The organism is Flammeovirga sp. EKP202, assembly GCF_014534745.1.
Classification (GTDB): Bacteria; Bacteroidota; Bacteroidia; order Cytophagales; family Flammeovirgaceae; genus Flammeovirga.
This window is the reverse complement of the sequence record NZ_JACVVP010000011.1, coordinates 25,804-47,356: the sequence shown is the minus strand read 5'-3', so window position 1 is coordinate 47,356 and position 21,553 is coordinate 25,804. Positions and strand designations below refer to the sequence as shown.

Annotated in this window: 14 protein-coding genes; 9 read left to right on the top strand and 5 right to left on the bottom strand. The window is 36.0% G+C overall.

The window, feature by feature from the left end; genetic code table 11:
* Positions 1-26: 26 nt before the first annotated feature.
* Complete coding sequence (locus IC221_RS08985) at positions 27-1,445, bottom strand: DUF4919 domain-containing protein (protein WP_188168649.1); 1,419 nt, start codon at positions 1,443-1,445, stop codon at positions 27-29.
* A 738-nt stretch (positions 1,446-2,183) separates the two neighbouring features.
* Here IC221_RS08985 and IC221_RS08980 point away from each other — a divergent pair.
* From IC221_RS08980 to rocD, 9 genes are all read left to right on the top strand, one after another.
* Positions 2,184-4,097, top strand: coding sequence for a cyanophycinase (locus tag IC221_RS08980; RefSeq protein WP_188168648.1), 1,914 nt, complete (start codon positions 2,184-2,186; stop codon positions 4,095-4,097).
* 21 nt (positions 4,098-4,118) lie between these two features.
* Complete coding sequence (locus IC221_RS08975; protein ID WP_188168647.1) at positions 4,119-7,085, top strand: TonB-dependent receptor; 2,967 nt, start codon at positions 4,119-4,121, stop codon at positions 7,083-7,085.
* Between the two features lie 11 nt (positions 7,086-7,096).
* Positions 7,097-8,476 carry a RagB/SusD family nutrient uptake outer membrane protein gene (locus tag IC221_RS08970; protein ID WP_188168646.1) on the top strand — a complete coding sequence of 460 codons (1,380 nt, stop codon included), beginning with the start codon at positions 7,097-7,099 and terminating at the stop codon, positions 8,474-8,476.
* 413 nt (positions 8,477-8,889) lie between these two features.
* Positions 8,890-10,125 carry a PKD domain-containing protein gene (locus IC221_RS08965; protein ID WP_188168645.1) on the top strand — a complete coding sequence of 412 codons (1,236 nt, stop codon included), beginning with the start codon at positions 8,890-8,892 and terminating at the stop codon, positions 10,123-10,125.
* Positions 10,126-10,202: 77 nt separating this feature from the next.
* Entirely contained in the window at positions 10,203-11,021 is an 819-nt protein-coding gene (locus IC221_RS08960; RefSeq protein WP_188168644.1) for a cyanophycinase, read from the top strand.
* 12 nt (positions 11,022-11,033) lie between these two features.
* A complete protein-coding gene (locus tag IC221_RS08955) occupies positions 11,034-11,963 on the top strand; it encodes an isoaspartyl peptidase/L-asparaginase family protein (RefSeq protein WP_188168643.1) in 930 nt (309 codons plus the stop codon).
* A 67-nt stretch (positions 11,964-12,030) separates the two neighbouring features.
* Positions 12,031-13,407, top strand: coding sequence for a YfcC family protein (locus IC221_RS08950; RefSeq protein ID WP_188168642.1), 1,377 nt, complete (start codon positions 12,031-12,033; stop codon positions 13,405-13,407).
* Positions 13,408-13,988: 581 nt separating this feature from the next.
* On the top strand, positions 13,989-16,079 hold the full coding sequence (locus IC221_RS08945) for a GEVED domain-containing protein (protein ID WP_188168641.1): 2,091 nt from the start codon (positions 13,989-13,991) through the stop codon (positions 16,077-16,079).
* A 4-nt stretch (positions 16,080-16,083) separates the two neighbouring features.
* On the top strand, positions 16,084-17,337 hold the full coding sequence (gene rocD, locus IC221_RS08940) for an ornithine--oxo-acid transaminase (protein ID WP_188168640.1): 1,254 nt from the start codon (positions 16,084-16,086) through the stop codon (positions 17,335-17,337).
* 137 nt (positions 17,338-17,474) lie between these two features.
* Here rocD and IC221_RS08935 read toward each other — a convergent pair whose 3' ends face one another.
* The 4 genes from IC221_RS08935 to IC221_RS08920 all read right to left on the bottom strand — a co-directional run bounded on the left by IC221_RS08935 (position 17,475) and on the right by IC221_RS08920 (position 21,538).
* The gene (locus tag IC221_RS08935; RefSeq protein ID WP_188168639.1) at positions 17,475-19,121 is read right to left on the bottom strand and encodes an FAD-dependent oxidoreductase; all 1,647 of its coding nucleotides are present in this window, start codon (positions 19,119-19,121) and stop codon (positions 17,475-17,477) included.
* A gap of 138 nt (positions 19,122-19,259) precedes the next feature.
* Positions 19,260-20,102, bottom strand: a complete 843-nt coding sequence (locus tag IC221_RS08930; protein WP_188168638.1) for an oxidoreductase — start codon at positions 20,100-20,102, stop codon at positions 19,260-19,262.
* Between the two features lie 145 nt (positions 20,103-20,247).
* A complete protein-coding gene (locus IC221_RS08925) occupies positions 20,248-20,832 on the bottom strand; it encodes a Crp/Fnr family transcriptional regulator (protein ID WP_188168637.1) in 585 nt (194 codons plus the stop codon).
* Positions 20,833-20,863: 31 nt separating this feature from the next.
* Positions 20,864-21,538: a CatB-related O-acetyltransferase gene (locus tag IC221_RS08920; RefSeq protein ID WP_188168636.1), complete on the bottom strand. Its 675-nt coding sequence runs from the start codon at positions 21,536-21,538 to the stop codon at positions 20,864-20,866.
* Between the last annotated feature and the right edge of the window lie 15 nt (positions 21,539-21,553).

Here is a 21,553-nt window from a genome sequence, read left to right as displayed (position 1 = left end):
AAATTTGGTTTTCAGCGTAATGGTCATTATTTATTTTTACGTTTCTTTTTGTTCTTCTTTTTCTTACTCTTCCCTTTTGATGAAGTAAAGCTAGAGTTTAAACTTGTCAGTGGAACATCAACATTGAAGTATACTTTCTTTTCTTCTCCGTCGCTATATTGGCCTGTAAGGATATCGTAGCTATGGCCATTATTTTTTACTAAAGCTTGAGAAGAAGAATTCATTCCTAGATAGTTGAGGATGGCATATTCATCTGAAACAGTAATTACAATATAAGCCGACTCTGGCTCTGTACCATTTCCTGTTGCTAGCATACCTTCTAAAATACCAAAATAAATGGCATAATACTTTCTAAATTCCTCAATATTGCCAAGCGAATAATGAGCACTACAAACTCTGTATAAATCAGATAATCGTAGTGGTGTATTATTAAATACTTCCTCTCCATGTTTCACCAATTCTTCATAATTTTCTTCTTCCCAATACTTATCGATATTGGCGTTAGCTTGACTAAAATAAGCTGAGAATCCAGACTTATTTTTTTGAGATAGATAAAAACGGAAATAATCCTCCAGAGATAGTATCGTTCCCTCTTTCATCAATTTCAAATTCTTGGCATGATCGTCCTCATTTATGCCTGCTAAAATATCTTGGAGCTTTTCGTTATTGTAGTCTACAAACTTAGTTCGGTATTCAATTTTACAAATTGCTTTTGGATCTGTTTTTTGTAACATGACAGACTCAATATATAATCGGTTTAGTTCAAAATTAGTGGAATCTACCTTCATAGCCTCCTCACAAATTTCTACTACCTTCTCATAATTGTTGTTTTCACTTTCAAGAGCACCCTCTAATAAATAAAAATCAACATCTCCTTCAGATAATGCCTTTCCCTTTTTAATAAAAGTATTGTATTTCTCAACCTCTTCTAAAACAAAGTACTCCTGAGCTAAAGTATAAATTGCATAAAGATTGGCAGAATCGACAGCATAGGCTTTCTCATAAAAATACATGACACTGTCTTCCTTTCCTTGACTTCTTAAAGTATTTCCTAGTCTCATATATCCATAGGCATCACCACTATCTAACTCAATATACCTTCTAAAATACATTTCTGCACTATCCATTTTACTGAGGGATTCGTAGCTATTCGCCAAATTGTATATAGCACTACTGTAAAGAGAATCCATTGCAATAGCAGTTTGGTAATTCATGACCGAAAGATCATAAAGATTGGTATGATGATAACAACTGCCTTTTAAATAATAAACTTCTGCACTTACGGAATCTAATGTAATTAGACTATCAAGTAAGACAATAGCCTCATTATACTTTTTGGTCTCACGTAGCTCATAAGCTACATCCAGTTGCTGCTTCAATGTTTGAGAAAAAACAGATGTTGCTAGTAAGCAATTAAGGAGTAATAGAATGAAGTATGTTTTCATAATTTAATGTATAGTTTCTTTAATTCGAGAATAAATAAAAGGTTTGCTTTATCTATTAATAAGTACCAAGACAAAATTATTTAATACTAATTCTATTTATTGTTTTGCGATTACTTCCTTCAAAAAACTTTCAATAGAACCACTATTCATACGTTTTTTTGCGTTTTACTCACAAAAAATAAATTAGAATTAACTATGATTTATTTTTGGCTTAGTACTTAACTAACTTCCACAAAGCTTGTGAAGAAATTTTTTGATACTGTATTGAAGTTAAAGTAACTATCAGTGAATAACTAATTAAATATTAACTCATCTTCTCTTATTAGAGTTATTTAAGTTATCAAAGTATGAATTGAAAAGAAATCGAAATTATACTCAACAAATTAAAAATTGCATTTTACTCCTAAGTTGCTTATTTACACCACAATCCAACTTCTTCAATGAAGAATTATTCATAAATCTGCGTTTTAGCAGAATAAAAATTAGATTTTAACAAGAAGTTACAAAAAAATAAATGGAGGCTTGTTTCGTTAAATTTTATTTACTTAATTGCGGTAAGCAACAGAGAAAATGAAATTATTTTTAATAAACATATCGCCCGAATGTTTGCCTTGTAAGGATCTAGGATTACAAGGACTCCAGCCTATTTTTAATTGCTGATAAAATCATCTTACCCAATTTTTTAGATTTTATCATCTTATAATCTCTCGTTAAAATCCTATTCAAATAACTTGATTCATGAGACAGTATTACATTTTAATGCTTGTCCTTGTGTCTTCTTTATTTTATTCATCATCATTCGCACAAGACATACCACTTTTATTAGTAGGTGGTGGCAGTGAGATAGAAGGAGGATGGTCTGATGAACCATATCAATGGTTTGTTGATCAGTCGGAAAATAAAAAAATAGCAATTATCTCTTACGCCGAAGTCGAAGATGACTGGCTGAAAAATTACTTTCTTTCTTTAGGAGCTGAAGAAGTCAAGGACTTTAAAATTGATCGAACAAACGCTGACAATAATGAAATAATAGATGAATTAGGCGATTATACCGCATTTTTCTTCAAAGGTGGCGATCAAAACAAATATTATTCTTACTACAAAAACACCCTCTTTCATCAGTTAATCACTGATAAAGTAGACAAAGGTGTTGTGCTTGGAGGAACTTCTGCTGGAATGGCTATTTTAGCCTCTATTGTATACACTGCTGAGAAAGGCAGTCTCTATCCTGAGGATGGATTAAACAATATGGATGCAAAGTATTTCACTTTCAGAAATGACTTTTTAAACCTCCTACCCCATACATTAGTGGATACTCACTTTGCCGAACGTGGCCGTTTGACAAGGCTAATCAGTATGCTTGCTTATTGGAATATTCATAATTCTGATGAATTCCCAATTGGTATTGGTGTGGATGACAGAACTGCTTTATGTATTAATACAGAAAGAGTAGGAACTGTCTACGGAACTGGAGCTGCTTCATTCATTAAGTTGAATTCATCTCATAACATTGATCCTTCATTACCATTACAGTTGAGTGACACTGAAATTATTAGTTGTGTACATGGACAGCAATTTGATTTAAATCAACAGCAAAAAATGGATACTGACAACCTTGACAAATTGAACGATTCCAAGATACACAAGAATACAGTTTCATTAATCAGTGATAAGAATTTTGAAGATTACATTCAAAACACCTCTCAAAAAACAATGATTGTATATGATCAAAGTACAACAATTGAAAACATGTGGGGTGATCATATTTCCCTTCTTAATTTGAGAGCAATCCCTACATCTGAATTGGATGATTTCAAAACTACTTTACAGGAAACAGAAAATATCTTATTACTCCCTTTTAGTAGCACTCATATTAATTCCTTTTTAGATAAAACCTCCATTTTAAATTGGGTATACAATCAAATGAAAAGTAGTACAACTCATTTGTATGTATTTGATGAGGCTATTCCTTATGTAGGTGAATTTTATGCATCAAATCTAAATTCTAGTGCTACTGCAGCTTACAATGGAAGTTTAAGGTATAACACTGGGTTAGGACTTGTTGAGAAAACATTGATCACAACCGCAATTTTTGATGACAGTGAGTACAATGAAAACCTTACAGCTGTACTTCAGCAAGGACTCATCAGTCAAGATGTACAATGGTCACTTGGTTTGACGAAAAATTCTTCCATCACATTTACGGTAATTGATAATCAATGGGAGATCGATTACAGCGGAGAGCATTCTTCTATACTTCTTGAAAATCAAACTGAAAATTATAGCTTGGCCAATAGTAAACGTGCTATTGTAGGTTACAATAAAATCAAATCTCATATCATTTATAACAACAAAATTCGATTAAAGTCTTCCACATTTGAGGACTACGAACCAACCTTCAATTCAATTATTATCAATGATATAAATGAGGTAAATGACATTAACTTTCAATGGAAAAATGAGCAATTGATTTTTCAAAAACTGGGTGATAGAAAAATCCAACTCATCGACTTTCAAGGAAGAATAAAGGAAGAAGTCTATAGTACGAGCCAAATCATTGAATTCCCTATTCCTACCAAATCTCCAATGATCATTAGAGCTATCGATCGCAATTCAGGGGCTCAGAAGACATTGAAAATCAAACGAAACTAAAGGCACCCAAGTACAATAATTATGAAACATATTCGACTAATTTTTACTGCTATTCTCTTGTTTAGCATAAGCTTAGCCTATTCTCAAGATTTTAAAATCGAAGGAGAAGTGATTGGCGAGGCAGATGGATTACCTATTCCTGGAGTAACGGTGTTTATAAAAGGAACAACGCACGGAACAGTAACGAATCTTCATGGTAAATACTCCATTTTACTCACTGAAGCAGATAAAGGTAAAGTTTTAGTTTTCAATCATATTGGTATGATCAACCAAGAACATACTATCGGTGATCGTACTACCCTGAATGTCAGTATGGCATCAGAATTAGAAGAGTTAGAAGAAGTAACTGTCATTGGTTATTCTTCGACGAGCAAAAAATTATTGACGTCCTCATTACAGTCTGTAGACAGTGAAACGTTACAGGATCTTCCAGTCGCAACATTGGATGCCGCTTTAGCTGGTCAAGCTTCGGGTGTTCAGATCAATTCCAATTCTGGTACGCCGGGTAGTGCACTTTCTGTTCGTGTAAGAGGAGTGGGTTCTGTCAATGCCGCCAACCAACCACTTTATGTGATTGATGGTATTCCTGTAATTACAGAGAACAGTTCTCAAGTTAGTTTTAGTGGTCAAACAATTAGTGCATTATCTGACCTATCCCCTTCTGATATTGAATCCATCAGAATATTAAAAGACGGTACTGAAGCATCAATTTACGGGGCTAGAGGAGCAAACGGTGTGGTGGAGATCATCACAAAAAGAGGTGCATCTGGCAAAACAAAAATTACATTTAACGCCTTTGGCGGGGTACAACAAGTCTATAAGCGTTTAGACTTATTGAACAAACAACAATGGTTTGACTATAAAAATGATCAATTAGGTATTGAAAAATACACACAAGAATATATTGATAATTTCGAGCATGATACGGATTGGCAAAATGAAATTTTCCAAAATGCCCCTATCGCTTCTTATGATCTTTCCCTTCAAGGTGGCGGTGAAAAAACGAGCTTTTACCTTTCAGGAAGTTATTTTGATCAAAAAGGGGTAGTAAAAGGTAGTGGTTATGATAGAAGTAACTTAAGAGCAAATATTGACCACCACTTTTCAGATAAAATCAAAATGGGAACAAGTTTGCAGTTTGGTATGTCTGAAAACAATAGAATTGAAGGTGATCAATCTTTGAATGCACCTCTTCCAAACGCACTTTCACTCCCTGCCATTTACCCGGTATATAATGAAGATGGAAGCTATAACGAAGACGGTCCTTATGCTAATCCAGTTGCCATTGCCAATGAGTCTATCAATAAAGCTTATACTTATAGAGGTCTTGGAAATGCTTATTTGGATATAGCAATTATCAATGATCTTACTTTCCGTACACAAGTAGGTTTTGATTATTATAACTTGAGAGAACATAGTTATGATCCAGTAAACACACGTCAAGGAGCATCTTACAATGGTTTGGGTTTCAGTGCGAATAACACTTCGATCAACTCAACGATTAATGCCACTTTACAGTATGTCAAAACAATCAATGATCACCGTTTTGATGTGATGGCTGGTTTTAGTAGTGAAAGCTATGAGAATAGAAGCAATTACATCAGAGCACAAAATTTCTCAAGACCAGAATTTGAATACATCACATCGGCTTCAGAAATTATTGAAGCGGACAGCTATGGATTGGATAGAGGATTGAATTCTTTCTTCACAAAAATCAACTATAGCTATGCAAACAAATATATATTCGCATTTAGTGCTCGTAGAGATGGTTCTTCAAAGTTTGGGACGAACAACAGATACGGTACTTTCCCTTCAGCTTCTGTAGCTTGGAGAATTGTAGAGGAAAACTTTATGAAAGACATAAGTGCTATTTCAGACTTTAAAATTAGAGGTAGTTATGGCTTAACAGGTAATGATGCTATTGGCGATTTCAGGTACCAAGCACTTTACAGTTCTGGTGCTGATTACAATGGTCAGCCAGGTATATCTCCTACGCAATTACCAAATGAAGATTTGAAATGGGAAACTGTAAAACAAGCCAACTTTGGTATTGATTTAGGACTATGGGGGAATCGCTTTACGATGACAACAGATATCTATCAGAAAATGACCACTGATATGTTATTATCAAGACCATTACCACCTACGTCTGGTTTCTCTTCAGTAATTTCCAATATTGGAGAAATGAAAAACCAAGGTATTGAAGTCTTGTTAAGCTATGAAATTTTTAGAAAGAAAGATTTTAATTGGAAAACATCGCTTAATGTATCTACCTATAGAAACGAAGTCTTAAAGCTTTATAACGGACAACCTATTGATAATATTGGTAGAGGAAATAATAGAATTGAAGAAGGTGAGCCAATCAGTATTTTCTACGGTTACAAAGTTTTAGGAGTAGACTCCTCTACTGGTGATTTGGTTTTCAAAGATGTAAATGGTGACGGTGAAATCACATCAGATGATAGAACAAAAATCGGTAATCCTCACCCTGATTTTTATGGCGGATTTACCAATACTTTGAATTACAAAAACTTTGATTTAAGTATCTTCTTCCAGTATTCTGTAGGTAATGATATTTACAATGGTACGAGAGTTTACTTGGAGTCAATGAAAGGCGAAGACAACCAAACTACTGCGATTTTAGACAGATGGAGACAGCCGGGTGATATTACAGATATTCCAAGAGCTACAGCCAATGACCCCAACAACAATAATAGAGCTTCAAGCCGATTTGTAGAAGACGGATCTTACATCCGTTTGAAAAATGTAACACTTGGATACACGCTTCCAAGAGTACTTACAAAAAAGGCTTTTATTGAGCGAATGAGAGTCTATGTTTCAGGTCAAAACCTATTTACACTCACCAATTACTCCGGTATGGACCCTGAAGTGAATTATGCTGGTGATGATGGTGTAAGAATGGGTACAGATTTCTTCACCTACCCTAACGCTAGAGTTTTCACAGCTGGTTTAAATGTCTCATTCTAATGCAATCAACCATGAAAAAATTAAAACATATATCAGGTATTTTACTTGTATCACTTCTAATTGGATGTGAAAGTAATTTGGACGTGAAGCCCGTTGCTTCAATAGATGCTAAAGATGCCATTACTGATGCCAACGGTTTGAACTCTGCTTTGATGGGAATGTACAATGACTTCCAATCGGACAGCTACTACGGAAGGGACCTTTATATTTTAGGGGCACTTTCTTCTAATGATGGTCAAAGAACAGGTACATCATTAGATTATCAGCAATTTGAAAATCATTCCATTCTAAGTGACAATGCGAGTATAGAGAGTTTTTGGTCAAGTGTCTATACTGCTATCAATACTGCTAACAATATCATCGAAAGAGGGGAAACAATTGTGATGGATGAAGAAGAAAGAAACAATACCATCGGTGAAGCCTACTTCATGCGAGCTTTGGCACATTTTGATTTATTGAAAAATTTTGGTGGAGTTCCTTACAAAGTAGCTTCAACACAAGGGATAAACAGTGATATCAATTTACCAAGGTTATCAAGGGAGGAAGTCTACACTTTAATTCTCCAAGACTTGGCTACTGCAAAAGAGCGTATCACCCTTGATAAAGGAAACTTCTTTGTAAGTTCAACAGCCGTTGATGCTTTGATGGCGAGAGTGGAACTATATTATGGAAGTTACCTTCAAAATACAAACCAAGACGGTCAATCTCATTATCAAAAAGCACTTGACCTTGCTACTTCAGTAACGGAAAATAGTAAGCATGAACTTGAGTTGGATTATGGGTCAATCTTTACTTCTAAAGAAAATACCGAAGTCATCTTCCAATTAAATTATTCGGCTCAAGACCGAAACAGAATGTCTTACTACCTCTCTCCTACTTCGTTGGGAGGTCGTGGTGAAGTGAGTTTCACGAACGGTCTTTCTAATTCTTACAAGAGAGATGATGCTCGTTCTACCTTCATTTTCCAAGAATTCCCAACGCTTGATGGTAATGGCACGGGTAAGAGAGTCGCAAAATATCAAGATACAGCCAACGGAGCAGATCCAATCGTTATCCTACGATTAGCAGAGATGTATTTAATCCAAGCCGAATCGCATTATAGAATTAGTGGTATGAGTGCTGAAGATAAGATTCTGGAGGCTTTGAATGCAGTGAGAGAAAGAGCAATTACCCCTCTAACGAGTCTAGGTAGTGATCCGATCAGAACCATTCTTGATGAAAGAAGATGGGAACTTTGTTTTGAAGGACACCGATGGAATGACCTTGTGAGAACGGATAGAGCAACCTCAACTTTAGGTATTTCTGTCAATTCACAACTGTATCCAATACCTCTCAAAGAAATTCAAACCAATACAAGTATCAATCAGGAGGATCAAAATCCTGGATACTAACCTTTGGAAATCATTATTGGAGTGATGGCGAAAAAATTCGTTTAAAAGTCTACTTTCTTCATCACTCCATTTACTAAAAAGAGAAAATAAAGCAATGACAATTTTAACCTGTAGGTATTTTTTACAGGGTGGATAGTTATTGCCTCAACAAATCATTGACGGTCATTTTCCATGGCTTAAGCGGTTGCACATTTGAAATTTGAATAAGTGGGATTATTATTTTTTGGCCTAATCAAAGCAGAATAGAAGAACATAGCTATGTGATGATATTCTAATGAAGAGTAGATAGAAAAAGAACATCCAACACTACTGATTTTAATTATTCAACTGCTAAATGATAGCATATTTTAAAGCGGACAGACCTTAAGTCTACCCCACAACAGAGTATCTTTTAATTATTTTATTTACGAACTATGAAAACTTTTTCTAACTTATTACTAAGGTTATTGGCAACCTTACTTCCACTTTCACTTATAATATTAACAAACTGTAGTAGCTCAGACGAAGAGCTTCCAGCATTAGCAAGTGTCGTGGCCAAGTTTGATTATGATTTATCGAATGAAGGGGTTGCTCCTTCAACGGTTACTTTTACAAATACATCAATTGCAGCTACTTCATATGTTTGGAACTTCGGTATAGAAGGAGAAACTTCAACAGATGAAAACCCTGAATTTACGTACGAAGAGTTTGGTACTTTTGACGTTACATTAATTGCAAGAGCTGATGATGACAGAGCAGATACTACTACTCAAACGATTGTGATCAAAGATCCACTTGGGGGTAAAAAACCAACTCTTTACTACACTGATAGAGCTACAGGTCAGATTCACATGATTATTTTGGATGACGATGCTGAAACACCAATCATTCAAACTTTTGGTGAAAACCATACTAAGCCTTACGGTATTGTTGCGGACTTGGATAATGAAAACTTATATGTTGTAGACCAAGCTGATGAGTTAATGTATCAATATGATGCACTTGTAAAAGGAGAAAAATCAGTAATATTAAATGTAGCAGATCTTGGCGAAGATGATTACATGATGTATTACCCTGCAGGTGTAAAAGTGATTGAGGGAAGACTGTACTGGGGTGCTGAAGGTGGTATTTATACCTCTGCTTTAGACGGTTCTGACTTAAAGCCATTTGTGGAATTTTCAACAGCTACTGGTGCATTAGAAGGTTCATTACCATTAGGTATTTCATATGATGCAGAAAATGAGGTAATCTATTTTGCAAATGATGCTTACGATTATAGTGGAGGTGTTTATAAAGTTAATATGGATGGTACTGGTTTAGAAGAAATCATTCCTGGTGTTGATGCAGGTGACATCTCTTATCTTGATGGTAAATTATACTATTTCGATTTCATTACAGCAAAAGGAACGATCTATGAAATTGCTACTAAAACGACTGTAGAATTTGTTGATTATCCAGTGGAATTTGTTTGGGGTACAATTGCTGACCCTATCACTAAAAGAGTCTACTGGACAGACAGAGGTACAAATGATGATGGTACAGATGGTAAAATTATGTCTGCCAACCTTGATGGTTCAGATATCAAAGTGGTATTAGATATTGATAATGCTCCAGTAGTTGGAGACGTAAAAACATTGAGACCTTATGCACTTGCATTGGGCTTGTTTTAAACGATTAGCGTAGCTAAATTTTAGGTGAATAACACTCCCTCTTCTAGTTTGGAAGAGGGAGCTTAAATCTTAAGATATTGAAGAAAATTAAATTATTACTACCTGCGTTGCTGCTCTTATCAGCTTCTGTTTTAGCACAAGGAAAACTCTTTATTATTGGAGGAGGAAAAAGGCCACCTGCATTAATTCAAAGATTGGCAGATGAGGCAGATTTAAAAGAAGGGTATGGTGTAGTGCTCGCTATGTCCAGCATAGAGCCTGATACATCTAGTTACTATGGTATAAAGCAATTCAAAGAACTGGGGTTCATAAATGTTCAGTCAATGTATTATACGTTTGAGAACATGCCTTCTGCCACTGCGTTAGATTCTTTGAGAAATGCTAAATTAATTTACATCACGGGAGGTGATCAGAACCGCTTTATGAAGAGAATCGAAGGTACTGGAATATACAAAGCAATTCATGATTGTTTTGAAAATGGAGGAATGATTGCCGGAACTAGTGCAGGAGCAGCCGTAATGAGCCATGTAATGATTACGGGTGATGAAAAAAACTATCCAGAATACGATGATACTGGCAGAACCATTGAAAGTAATAATCTAATTTATAGTACAGGTCTAGGCATGCTCAAAAGCGTGATTATAGATCAGCATTTTATACAAAGAAGCAGATATAACCGTTTATTTTCTGCGGTCATCGAACATCCTGAGTTAAAAGGAATCGGTATTGATGAATCAACGGCAATTTTAGTAGAGAACAATACTGCCGAAGTGGTGGGAGAAAGTCAGGTAATACTTGTAGAGAAACCACAACATATCAACACAGACAAAACAAAAATCAGCACTCGAAAAATGAATGTAAGTATACTTCGAAGTGGTGATAAGATAAAATTATAAGCAAAAAGTAATATGAAAAATAAATTTGCCCTTGCTATTCACGGAGGAGCCGGAACACTTTTACCTTCGGAAATTACACCTGAAAAAGCAGATGAAATACACGAAGCTTTACAACACGCTCTTTATGAAGGAAAGAAATGTCTTGCCGATGGAGGTACCGCTGTAGATGCCGTTGAAATTGCAGTGAAGTCTTTAGAGGACTGTCCTCTTTTTAATGCTGGAAAAGGCTCAGTAATGGCACATGACGGTTCATTTGAAATGGAAGCTTCAATCATGTCTGGAAAGACATTAGAAGCAGGTGCAGTAGCAGGAATTCGTGGGATTAAAAATCCAATTCAATTGGCTAAGAAAATCCATGACGATCTTGACTTTGTTTTTATGCATGGTGAAGGGGCATTAAAGTTTGCACGAAGACATCAACTGAGAGAAGAAAAAGAGGATTATTTTTTCACTCAATCCCGATATAAGCAATGGCTGATGGCCAAAGAAACCAATCAAATGTTAGTGGATCATGACGGGGAGAGAAAATTTGGAACAGTTGGAGCTGTAGCTTTAGATCAAGAGGGTAACCTTGCTGCGGCCACATCTACAGGGGGCTTGGTCAATAAAAGGTATGGAAGATTAGGTGATAGTTCTGTCATTGGTTCTGGTACTTATGCTAGTAATGAAAGTTGTGCAGTATCTTGTACAGGATATGGAGAATTCTTTTTGAAAGCTACAGTAGCAAGAGATATTTCGGCTTATATGGAAATGGGACAACTTTCATTGAAGGAAGCTACTGATAAGGTGGTACATGATAAATTAGTAAAAATGGAAGGTGAAGGAGGAGTTATCGCAGTGGACCATGAAGGAAACATTGAACTATCTTTTAATTCAGAAGGCATGTATAGAGGTTGGACTTCATCTGATGAACAAAAACTTAACGTTGCTATTTTCAAATAAGTACAATTCTATCGTAAAGAATCCCCTATTTTCTTAGTACAATTCATCACAAGTAAACAAAGAAATAATGATTAAGAAGTTACCTGATACTTTGGTGATTACCTCATTTATTCTTCTCTTTTTTATTGGTCTCACCTGGGTAATCTCAGCAGGCGAATACCAAAGAGAAGTAATTGACGGAAGGAATATTTTAATTCCCGACACGTATCATTTGGTGGAAGCACAACCTCAAAGTATCACTTCTTTTTTTACAGCTCCGATTGAGGGATTTATTGCTGCAGCTGAAATCATTGCATTTATTTTTATTGTAGGAGGAGCATTTGGTATGATTACTTCCACCGAAGCCATTGATGCCGGTTTACAAAAGTTGGTGGCTTGGAGTAACAAAAAATCAACTTACAAAAAAATAATGATTCCATTTCTGATTGTGTGCTTCTCCCTAGCAGGTGCCACTTTTGGAATGTCTGAAGAAGTGCTCATCTTTATTTTAATTACACTTCCCATGGCGAAAGCATTAAAGTTAGACCCTATTGTTGGGATTGCAATTCCTTTTGTAGGAGCTGGCGTTGGGTTTGCAGGTGCAATCAGTAATCCCTTCACCATAGGGATTGCACAAGGTATTGCAGAAATTCCTCTTTTTAGTGGTTGGGAATATAGAATCGTTATTTGGAGCATTTTCACTTTGATTGGTGTAATGTACATCATGTATTACGTCTCACAAATTGAGAAATACCCTCATAAAAGCTTAATCGCTTCAAAGGATGAGAAAGGAGATAAAAGTGCAATCAAAACTGTAGACTTTAATTTCAAAAGAAAGGCTGTACTCTTTTTGTTTCTATTGGGAATTATCGCCCTTGTTATTGGTGTTGCTCAATATCAATGGTATATGGTAGAAATAGGTGCGCTATTTTTCGTTATTGGCTTTTTAGGTTGCATTATATGTGGCATAAACGCTAATACAATGAGTGATCATTTTATCAAAGGTGCCAAGGAAATGATGACCGCTGCAATGGTGATTGCATCATGCAAAGGGATTTTGATTGTCGCTACTGAAGGGAAGATTATTGATACCGTTTTATTTTCAATCTCCAACCTTATGAATGGATTGCCAGATTTCGCAGCAGCCGAAGCGATGTTCTTATTTCAAAGTGCATTGAATACCGTATTACCCTCTGGATCAGGGCAAGCAGCTTTGACAATGCCCATTACTGCTCCTTTAAGTGACCTTTTAGGCATATCAAGACAAGTAGCAGTTTTAGCATTCCAATTTGGGGATGGACTCACAAACCTCGTGATTCCAACAAGTGGAGTCACTATGGGAGTGTTGTCTATTGCCAAAATACCATATGAAATTTGGCTCAAATGGATGTTACCTTTATTAGGTATCTTAATGATAGCAGCAGGGATTTTGTTAGTACTTCCACTCTATTTCCATTTGATATAATAACGATTAAACGAAGTGAATTGTAAACAGTGTTTTCGTTATTTATAGTGTTTAGAAATCAGGAGATTTCTGATGATCTGAAGGGCACGAATGAAGCTAACGTTTAACATTCGCACCAGTGAGTTTTCTACCATTTTAGTTTGGTAGTACTCCCCCCGGCCTTGAAGGGAAAAGCGTGAAGAATTTCATGGAATGAGCCGTTAAAAATGATTATGCTGTTTGAGCTTTAGAGAGTTTAAAATCATTTAGGTGAAAGAAATGGAATTTAGATTTTGACTTCTAATCCTAGCATTTTTTGCTTCGTTTTTTCAGCAATGGAAAAATGAAGAAGAAGGGTGTTGGGAAGTAGACCATCGTAAACTTATAAATATATAATTGATGAGTAGAACCAACTCATTAACATAAAAATATTTTCAATCAACTATAACTTATTAGCTCTTTTTTTCAAGGACAATCTTGGGGTTGTGTTATAGGATGTAAACACTCAATTCATAGCGTTTTTCGTTTGGCATTATGATGCATCTTACTATAATTCACCTCAAGAAGGCCTCTTATAATTCTCACCTTAAATTATAACTATTATGAAAAGTAACTATTACAATGTAAAAGGAATTGCATTCATTGCTATTCTATTTCTAAATGTTTTAAACTCCTATGCTCAAGGGTATAACTTTTCTTTGGAAGGTGGTACATGGAACGGGCATGGAAACATTTCTCCTAATGGTGCAACAATGCTTGTAGGCGGTGCAGAAGTGGGTGGTGATGGAGAAGTGAATGCTACGCAGTGGTTCTTAAATCAAGCAGATGGAGGTGATTATTTAGTACTAAGAACGGATGCCGTAGGCAATCAGGCTTCATGGATATGGAGTAACTTTAGTAATTCAATAAGTGCTGCCGCTGAGCTATCAATTACAACTAAAAATGCCGCCAATAATGCAACAGTAGCACAATATATACGTGATGCTGAAGCTGTATTTATTGCAGGTGGAGATCAAAGAGAATATATGGACCTTTGGAAAGGTACAGCTATTGAAGATGCGATAAATTACCTCATTAATGTAAAGAAAGTGCCCATTGGGGGGACTTCTGCAGGAATGGCAATTATGGGCGGTGCTTACTATGCTCCAGCAACTTCAGGAATTTTAAGTTCAGAGATCCTGAACGATCCTTACCATCCTTATACCAGCAATTCATTATTTTACAACGACTTTATTGACAACCCTTTCCTTACCAATGTCATCACTGATACACATTTGGATCGTACCCATGGAACGAATAATGAAAATAGATACGGTAGAGCTTTCGGATTGTTGGCGAGAACTGTTGCGGATCAAAATGAAACAACCCGATATGCCATCGCATGTGATGAAGCTACATTTGTGTGTATAGATGGAAGTGGTAATGCAAGAGTGTTTGGAGATGGAGGACAAACGCAATACCCTACTAAAGCCTACTTTATGGTTGTCAACTGTACAACCCCTGAGAATATCACTTCTGGTCAATCTTTAGTATGGAATAACAGTTCAGAGGCAGTGAAGGCTTACGTGATTCAAGGTTCTATCAATGGAAATGGTAATTCATTTAATTTAAACGATTGGAAAACTGCATCAGGTGGTGGTTGGTTGGACATGTACACAAACAACGGTTACAATGGTTTTAATTACATCAATGGAAGTGGAGCAACGATTGGAGCAACTGCACCCAATTGTGATGGTGGAACAACCCCAACTGTTTGTGATATTCCCAATTTGTCGATCGATGGAACAACCGCTTCAAGCATTACAACCTCTTGGAATAACACTGCGGCGAGTTCTTATAAATTGAGATATAGAGTAACGGGTACTTCTTCATGGACAACTGTTACTGTCAATACTACTAGTTATTCAATCCAAACCCTATCATCTTCTACGAGTTATGATCTTCGTGTGAGAAGTGTTTGTGGCACCGAACAAAGTAGCTACTCTCCTATCCAAATTGCCACTACGGCTTCAGCGGTTGATTATTGTTCATCTTATGGCAACTCCACTAGTTATGAATATATCGATGAAGTGGGAATTGATGGAATATACAATTTCTCAGGAAATGATAATGGGTATGGAAATTATACTTCGGTAACTTTTAACCTTACAAAAGGAAATACACACACCCTTTTTGTAGACCCTAACACCTCTGATAGAGAACGATTTGTGATATGGATTGACTACAATCAAGATGGTACTTTTGATACCAATACTGAAGAAATCGCCTATCGATCAACAAGACGATCTTTTACAAGTAACTTCACTGTTCCTAACTCAGCATTAAGCGGTACTACTAGAATGAGAGTAAGTATGCAATATGCAAATGACGGTTATCCCAATCCTTGTGATGTGATTAGTTATGGAGAAGTGGAAGATTATACCGTGATGATCAGTGGTGGTTCCTCTGCCAGAACAAAGCATTTTACAGCTATAGAAATTTCAAATCAAGTATTTCCAAACCCAACCGAAGGACAAATCACCTACAATACTTCTGCTGAAGTTGTTGAAATGTCAGTGATCGATATGTTGGGAAATACATTAATCCAAGTACAGACAAATACTGTTGATCTCTCTTCTTTGAATAAAGGGATTTACATCGTTCAGATAAACGAAAACGGTAAAAAGTCTATGCACAAAATCATAAAGAAATAAAGGAATGAATACTAACCATACCACCTCTTCACAAGAGGCAATCGCTTTAGAAAAAAAATACGGGGCCCATAATTACGCTCCCCTTCCTGTAGTACTCGAAAAAGGAGAAGGAGTTTATGTTTGGGATGTAGAAGGTAAAAAATATTTTGATTTCCTATCTGCCTATAGTGCCGTCAATCAAGGTCATGTGCACCCTAGAATTCTCCATGCCTTGACAAAGCAAGCTTCAAAATTGACGCTTACTTCAAGAGCTTTTTACTCAGACCAATTAGGAAAAGCTGAAAAAATGCTTTGCGACCTTTTTGGCTATGAGCGTGCCATTCTTATGAACACGGGGGCTGAAGGAAATGAAACCGCTATTAAACTCGCCAGAAAATGGGGATATGAAAAGAAGGGTATTCCTCAAAATAAAGCGATTATAGTGGGCGTAGAAAAAAACTTCCATGGCAGAACAACAACAATTATTTCTGCTTCTACAGATCCTGTTGCCACAACCAATTTTGGGCCTTTTATGCCTGGTTTTGAGATTGTGCCTTACAATAATCTAGAAGTCTTGGAAGAGGTGATTCAAAACCCCAATGTAGCAGGTTTATGGTTAGAACCGATCCAAGGGGAAGCAGGTGTTTACCTTCCTGAAGAAGGGTATTTGAAAAAGGCACAAGCACTTTGTAAAAAGTACAATGTTCTTTTCATGGTAGATGAAGTACAAACCGGTGTAGGAAGAACCGGAAAATTATTGGCGTCTGATTATGAAGAAATCAAACCCGATATGATCATCCTCGGTAAAGCCATTTCGGGTGGATTTTACCCTGTATCAGCAGTGTTGACTTCATCAGAGGTAATGGATGTTTTCCAGCCAGGCCAGCATGGTTCTACCTACGGAGGGAATCCTCTTGCATGTGCAGTGATGATGGAAGCACTCCAAGTTCTTCAGGATGAAAGGTTAACAGAAAATGCTTATCGACTTGGAAAAATCTTCAGAGAAAGAATGCTTGAACTGTGTAAGCAAACAGACCTTTTGGTGGGTATCAGAGGCAAAGGTTTATTGAATGCACTGATCGTAAACGACACAGAAGACAGTAGTACTGCTACTGAAATTTGTTATGAATTAATGCATAATGGCCTCCTTGCCAAACCTACTCATGGTAATATTATCCGTTTTGCTCCACCATTAGTCATTACAGAAAATCAATTGAAGAAATGTCTAGATATAATTGAAGCGGCCCTTAAGAAATTTGAATTGGTTGAACCGGAGTAACCAGTCAAAAATAACTGTTCTTTCAGTTATGGCTGACTGATTACTTTCGGTAATTGTGGTTATTTTAGAAGAACCTAGAAAATGACTCAGGCACCAAATTTTTGTTTGGTGCTTGTTTTTTAGTCTAGAAAATAGTATTAAATAGAAGCTACATTTTTGTAATTCTTAAAACCTCCAGATAGGTTATAAACCTCCTTAAAGCCTAAATTCAACAGAATGTTTTGTGCTGCATTTCCAGAAACACCTTTGTTACAGTGAACTACCACTTTTTGCTCCTTACTTATAGTTTTATATTCTTCACGTATCTTTGCTAATGGAATATTGATAGCCCCTTCAATATGTGCTGATTCATATTGGTGATTGGCTCTAACATCAATTACTACAAATTCATCCCTATTGGCATTTAATTGTTGTGGAGTAATAATCTGATTGTTCCCTTTTATAGCATTATTAAGCACCATTCCAGAATAATGAACTGGATCCTTTGTTGTTGAAAAGGGAGGAGCATAAGCTAGGTCTAAATGAAACAACTGTTCTGCTGTTGCTCCAAATGTAATAGCAGTTGCAATAACATCAACACGTTTATCAACTCCATTTTTGCCTACAATTTGTGCACCCAATACTTTACCGGTATCTTTATCAGCCAACATCTTAATCATCATTTCTTTTGATGTTTTCAAATATTGACTTTGGTTTGGCTTGTAATTGTGATGAACAACATAATTGTAATCTTTCTCAATTGCTTGCTGTTCTGTTAAACCTGTCATACCTACAGATAGGTCAAATAATTTGAAAATCCCAGTTCCTAATATACCTTGAAAAGATAAAGTGCCACCCGTGATATGATCACCACAAATTCGTCCCATCTTATTTGCAGTAGAACCAAGCGGTACCCAAATTGGATTGTTATCAATTGCAGAATAAGACAATGCGCAATCTCCTACTGCATATACATCATTAATATTTGTCTGCATGAACTTATCAACTGAGATCGCTCCCTTATACCCTATATCTACACCAATGTTTTGTGCTAATTGAGTAACAGGTTTTACACCGACACACACGACTACAAAATCAGTTGCAATCGTTTTACCAGATTCTAATTGTACAAGTTTCTCTTCATCATTGTAAATAATCCCTTTTACAGATTCATTTCCCATAAAAGTTACAGTATTGTTTCTCAATTCTTTTGCAATATGAACAGCAACATCTTTATCAAGGTTTGGCATTGGGAGTGATCCTCTCTCTACAATTGTAACATCAATGCCAATATGTTTCAGGTTTTCAGCTAACTCAAGACCAATATATCCAGCACCAATAATTACTGCATTTTTAGGCTTATTTTGTTCCACAAATTCGCTCACCTTATCTGCTTGATTGACGTTTCGCAACATGAAAGTGAAGTCATTTTCCAAATTTTCTATTGGTGGAATGATAGGGCTTGCTCCTGTTGCAAAAACGAGTTTATCATATTTATCTATAAACTCTTCTCCACTACTCAAATTTTTTACACTGACTTCTTTCTTCTCATGATCAACAGAAAGCACTTCATGAAGCACTTTAATATCAAGGTTGAATCTCTTCTTAAACCAACTTGGATTGCGAGGTGTTAAGTCTTCACGTTGAATATAATCTTCTCCGATGTAGTAAGGTAATCCACAACCTGAATAACTGATATCAGAGTCTTTTTCATAAATCACAATCTCTATTTCTTCATTGTTTCTTCTTGCTTTAGCAGCTACAGAAGTTCCTGCTGCCACGGATCCGATAATTAAGACTTTCATTAAGGAGTTTTGTTATTCTGAGTTTTGAAATTAAATAATGTTCAAGTACAATAAACCACCACAAATAACAATAAATACATGATCAATTCTATGTGAATTTTTATCCTGAACTTAATTCAAAGAAGACATTAAAAAAATCTAGTTATAAATTGCTTCAGAAGCCACTTCTCTATGTTTTTCTAAATCAGATTTTACACTCTCCAATTTCATATTAATGGTCATCAACGCCGTTTTACCTAAGGGTAAACGTAAAGAAGGTTGCTCTGAATTGACCAAATCAATGATCGCTTTTGATGCTTTGACTGGGTCTCCCTCCTGTTTTCCATTAACTTCTTTCAATTTCTCTTTAAATGCACCTGAAGTAGTGTCATAATCTTCAATGGTCTTCTTAGCCATTTTTAGGCCTTTGCCTGCAAAATTAGTTCTGAATGGTCCCGGTTCGACGATAGAAACTTTGATTCCGAAAGGCATTACTTCTTGCGCTAAAGCTTCACTAAATCCTTCTAGGGCAAATTTACTGGCATTATAAATTCCAAACCCAGCAAAAGCTTTAATCCCACCATGAGAAGAAATTTGTACAATATGTCCTTGTTGTGCTTTTCGCATGGAAGGGAGTAATAGTTGTGTAAGGTGAAGAGCACCAAAGAAGTTGGCTTCTAATACTTTTCTTGTCTCTTCTAAAGACGTCTCTTCAATCGCACCTACAAAACCTACCCCTGCATTGTTTACCAAAATATCCACTTTACCAAACTGAGATAAAACAAAATCCACTGCCTCTGTCACTTTACCAGTGTTTGTAATATCAAGTGTGATACCTAAACCATTGTCTTTATTTTCAATATTGAATTGATCAGTTTGAGATTGCTGTCTAAAGGTTCCGATGACGAAATCCCCCTTTTGCAGTACTTCAATGGCTAATGCTTTTCCTAATCCACTTGAAATTCCTGTAATCAACCAAACTCGTTTTGATGTATTTTCCATCTGCTTTTGTATTTAATGATTATTGATAGTACAAAAGTGGTGGATCACGCATCGAATAGAAATGAACTAGAACAAGAAATGTTCTTGAACTAGTTCAAGATTTTATATCGTATAGAGAAATCGTGTAGAGAGACCGATTAAAAATTTAAGCTTTACTTAAACGTTTCCTTATTTTACTTAAAAACTCAGCCGACATACCTAAATATGAAGCCAATGCATATTGTGGCACTCGTTGTACGATAGTCGGATACTGAGCTTGGAATTCAATGTATCTAGCTTCAGCTGATTTACCTAAATTCGATAAAACCCTCTTTTGAGCATATGCAAAAGATTTTTGGGCTACCAATCGAAAAAAACGTTCAAACTTCGGTTTTTTTTCACAAAGATTTTCTACATCTTGATATGCAATTTGATGAATGATTCCATCTTCTAGTGCTTCTACAAAAAGGGAAGCAGGTTCCTGACTAATATAACTATTGAAATCACTGATAAACCAATCCTCTATCGCAAATTGTATGGTATGATCTTCCCCTTCATCACTTACAAAATAGCTTCTAAAAGCTCCTTTTTCAACGTAAGTTTGGTACTCACAAACGAAATTAGGCTGAACAATAAACTGCCTTTTCTTTACTGAAGAAGTCTTGATTATGCTGATAAATTCTTGCTCATCTTCTTCGCTCAACTCAACATACCGTTTGATATTGCGGAGTATATTTTGATAATCTGTCAACTTGAAAGGGTTAATAGTAAAAAATAAGGAATTATGAACCTTTTATTAGTCCTTGCTTCGTCGCAAAAAATAATAAATCTTCCACTGTACCTTTTACTAAGATTTCAATGGCTTCATCAATATAGGCCCTTTCCCAATCCCACCATTTAAGCCCTTTTAGAAGGTGAATCTCATCTTTTGTGTATCTGTAGCGAATGACTTTCGCAGGGTTTCCTCCTACAATTGCATAATCAGGCACATCTGAAGTCACGGTTGCATTACTGCCTATGATGGCCCCATCTCCTATTTTCACATTCGGCATAATGGTAGCGTTATACCCAATCCAAACATCATTACCCACTTCAATATCTTTGTATTGCTTAAAAGGGTATTCTCCTATTGGCAGTTTGTCTGACCATTCTGATCCAAAAACAGCAAAAGGAAAGGTGGATACACCTTTTGTAGAATGATTCGCATCTGCCATGATAAATTTTGCACCATGAGCTATTGCACAAAACTTACCGATTTTCAACGCAGTTCCTGAGATCCCAAAATTGTACATTACATTTTTTTCTAGAAACTTAGTGGGGTCATCAAAATCGCTGTAGTAAGAGTAGTCGTCAACAATGACATTATTCACTCCACTATCTTCCACTAATACTTTTAAAGAAACCGTATTTTTAAATTCAGCAATGGGATAGAGCGTTTCAAAATTTACTTTATTCATGGATTAATAATAGTT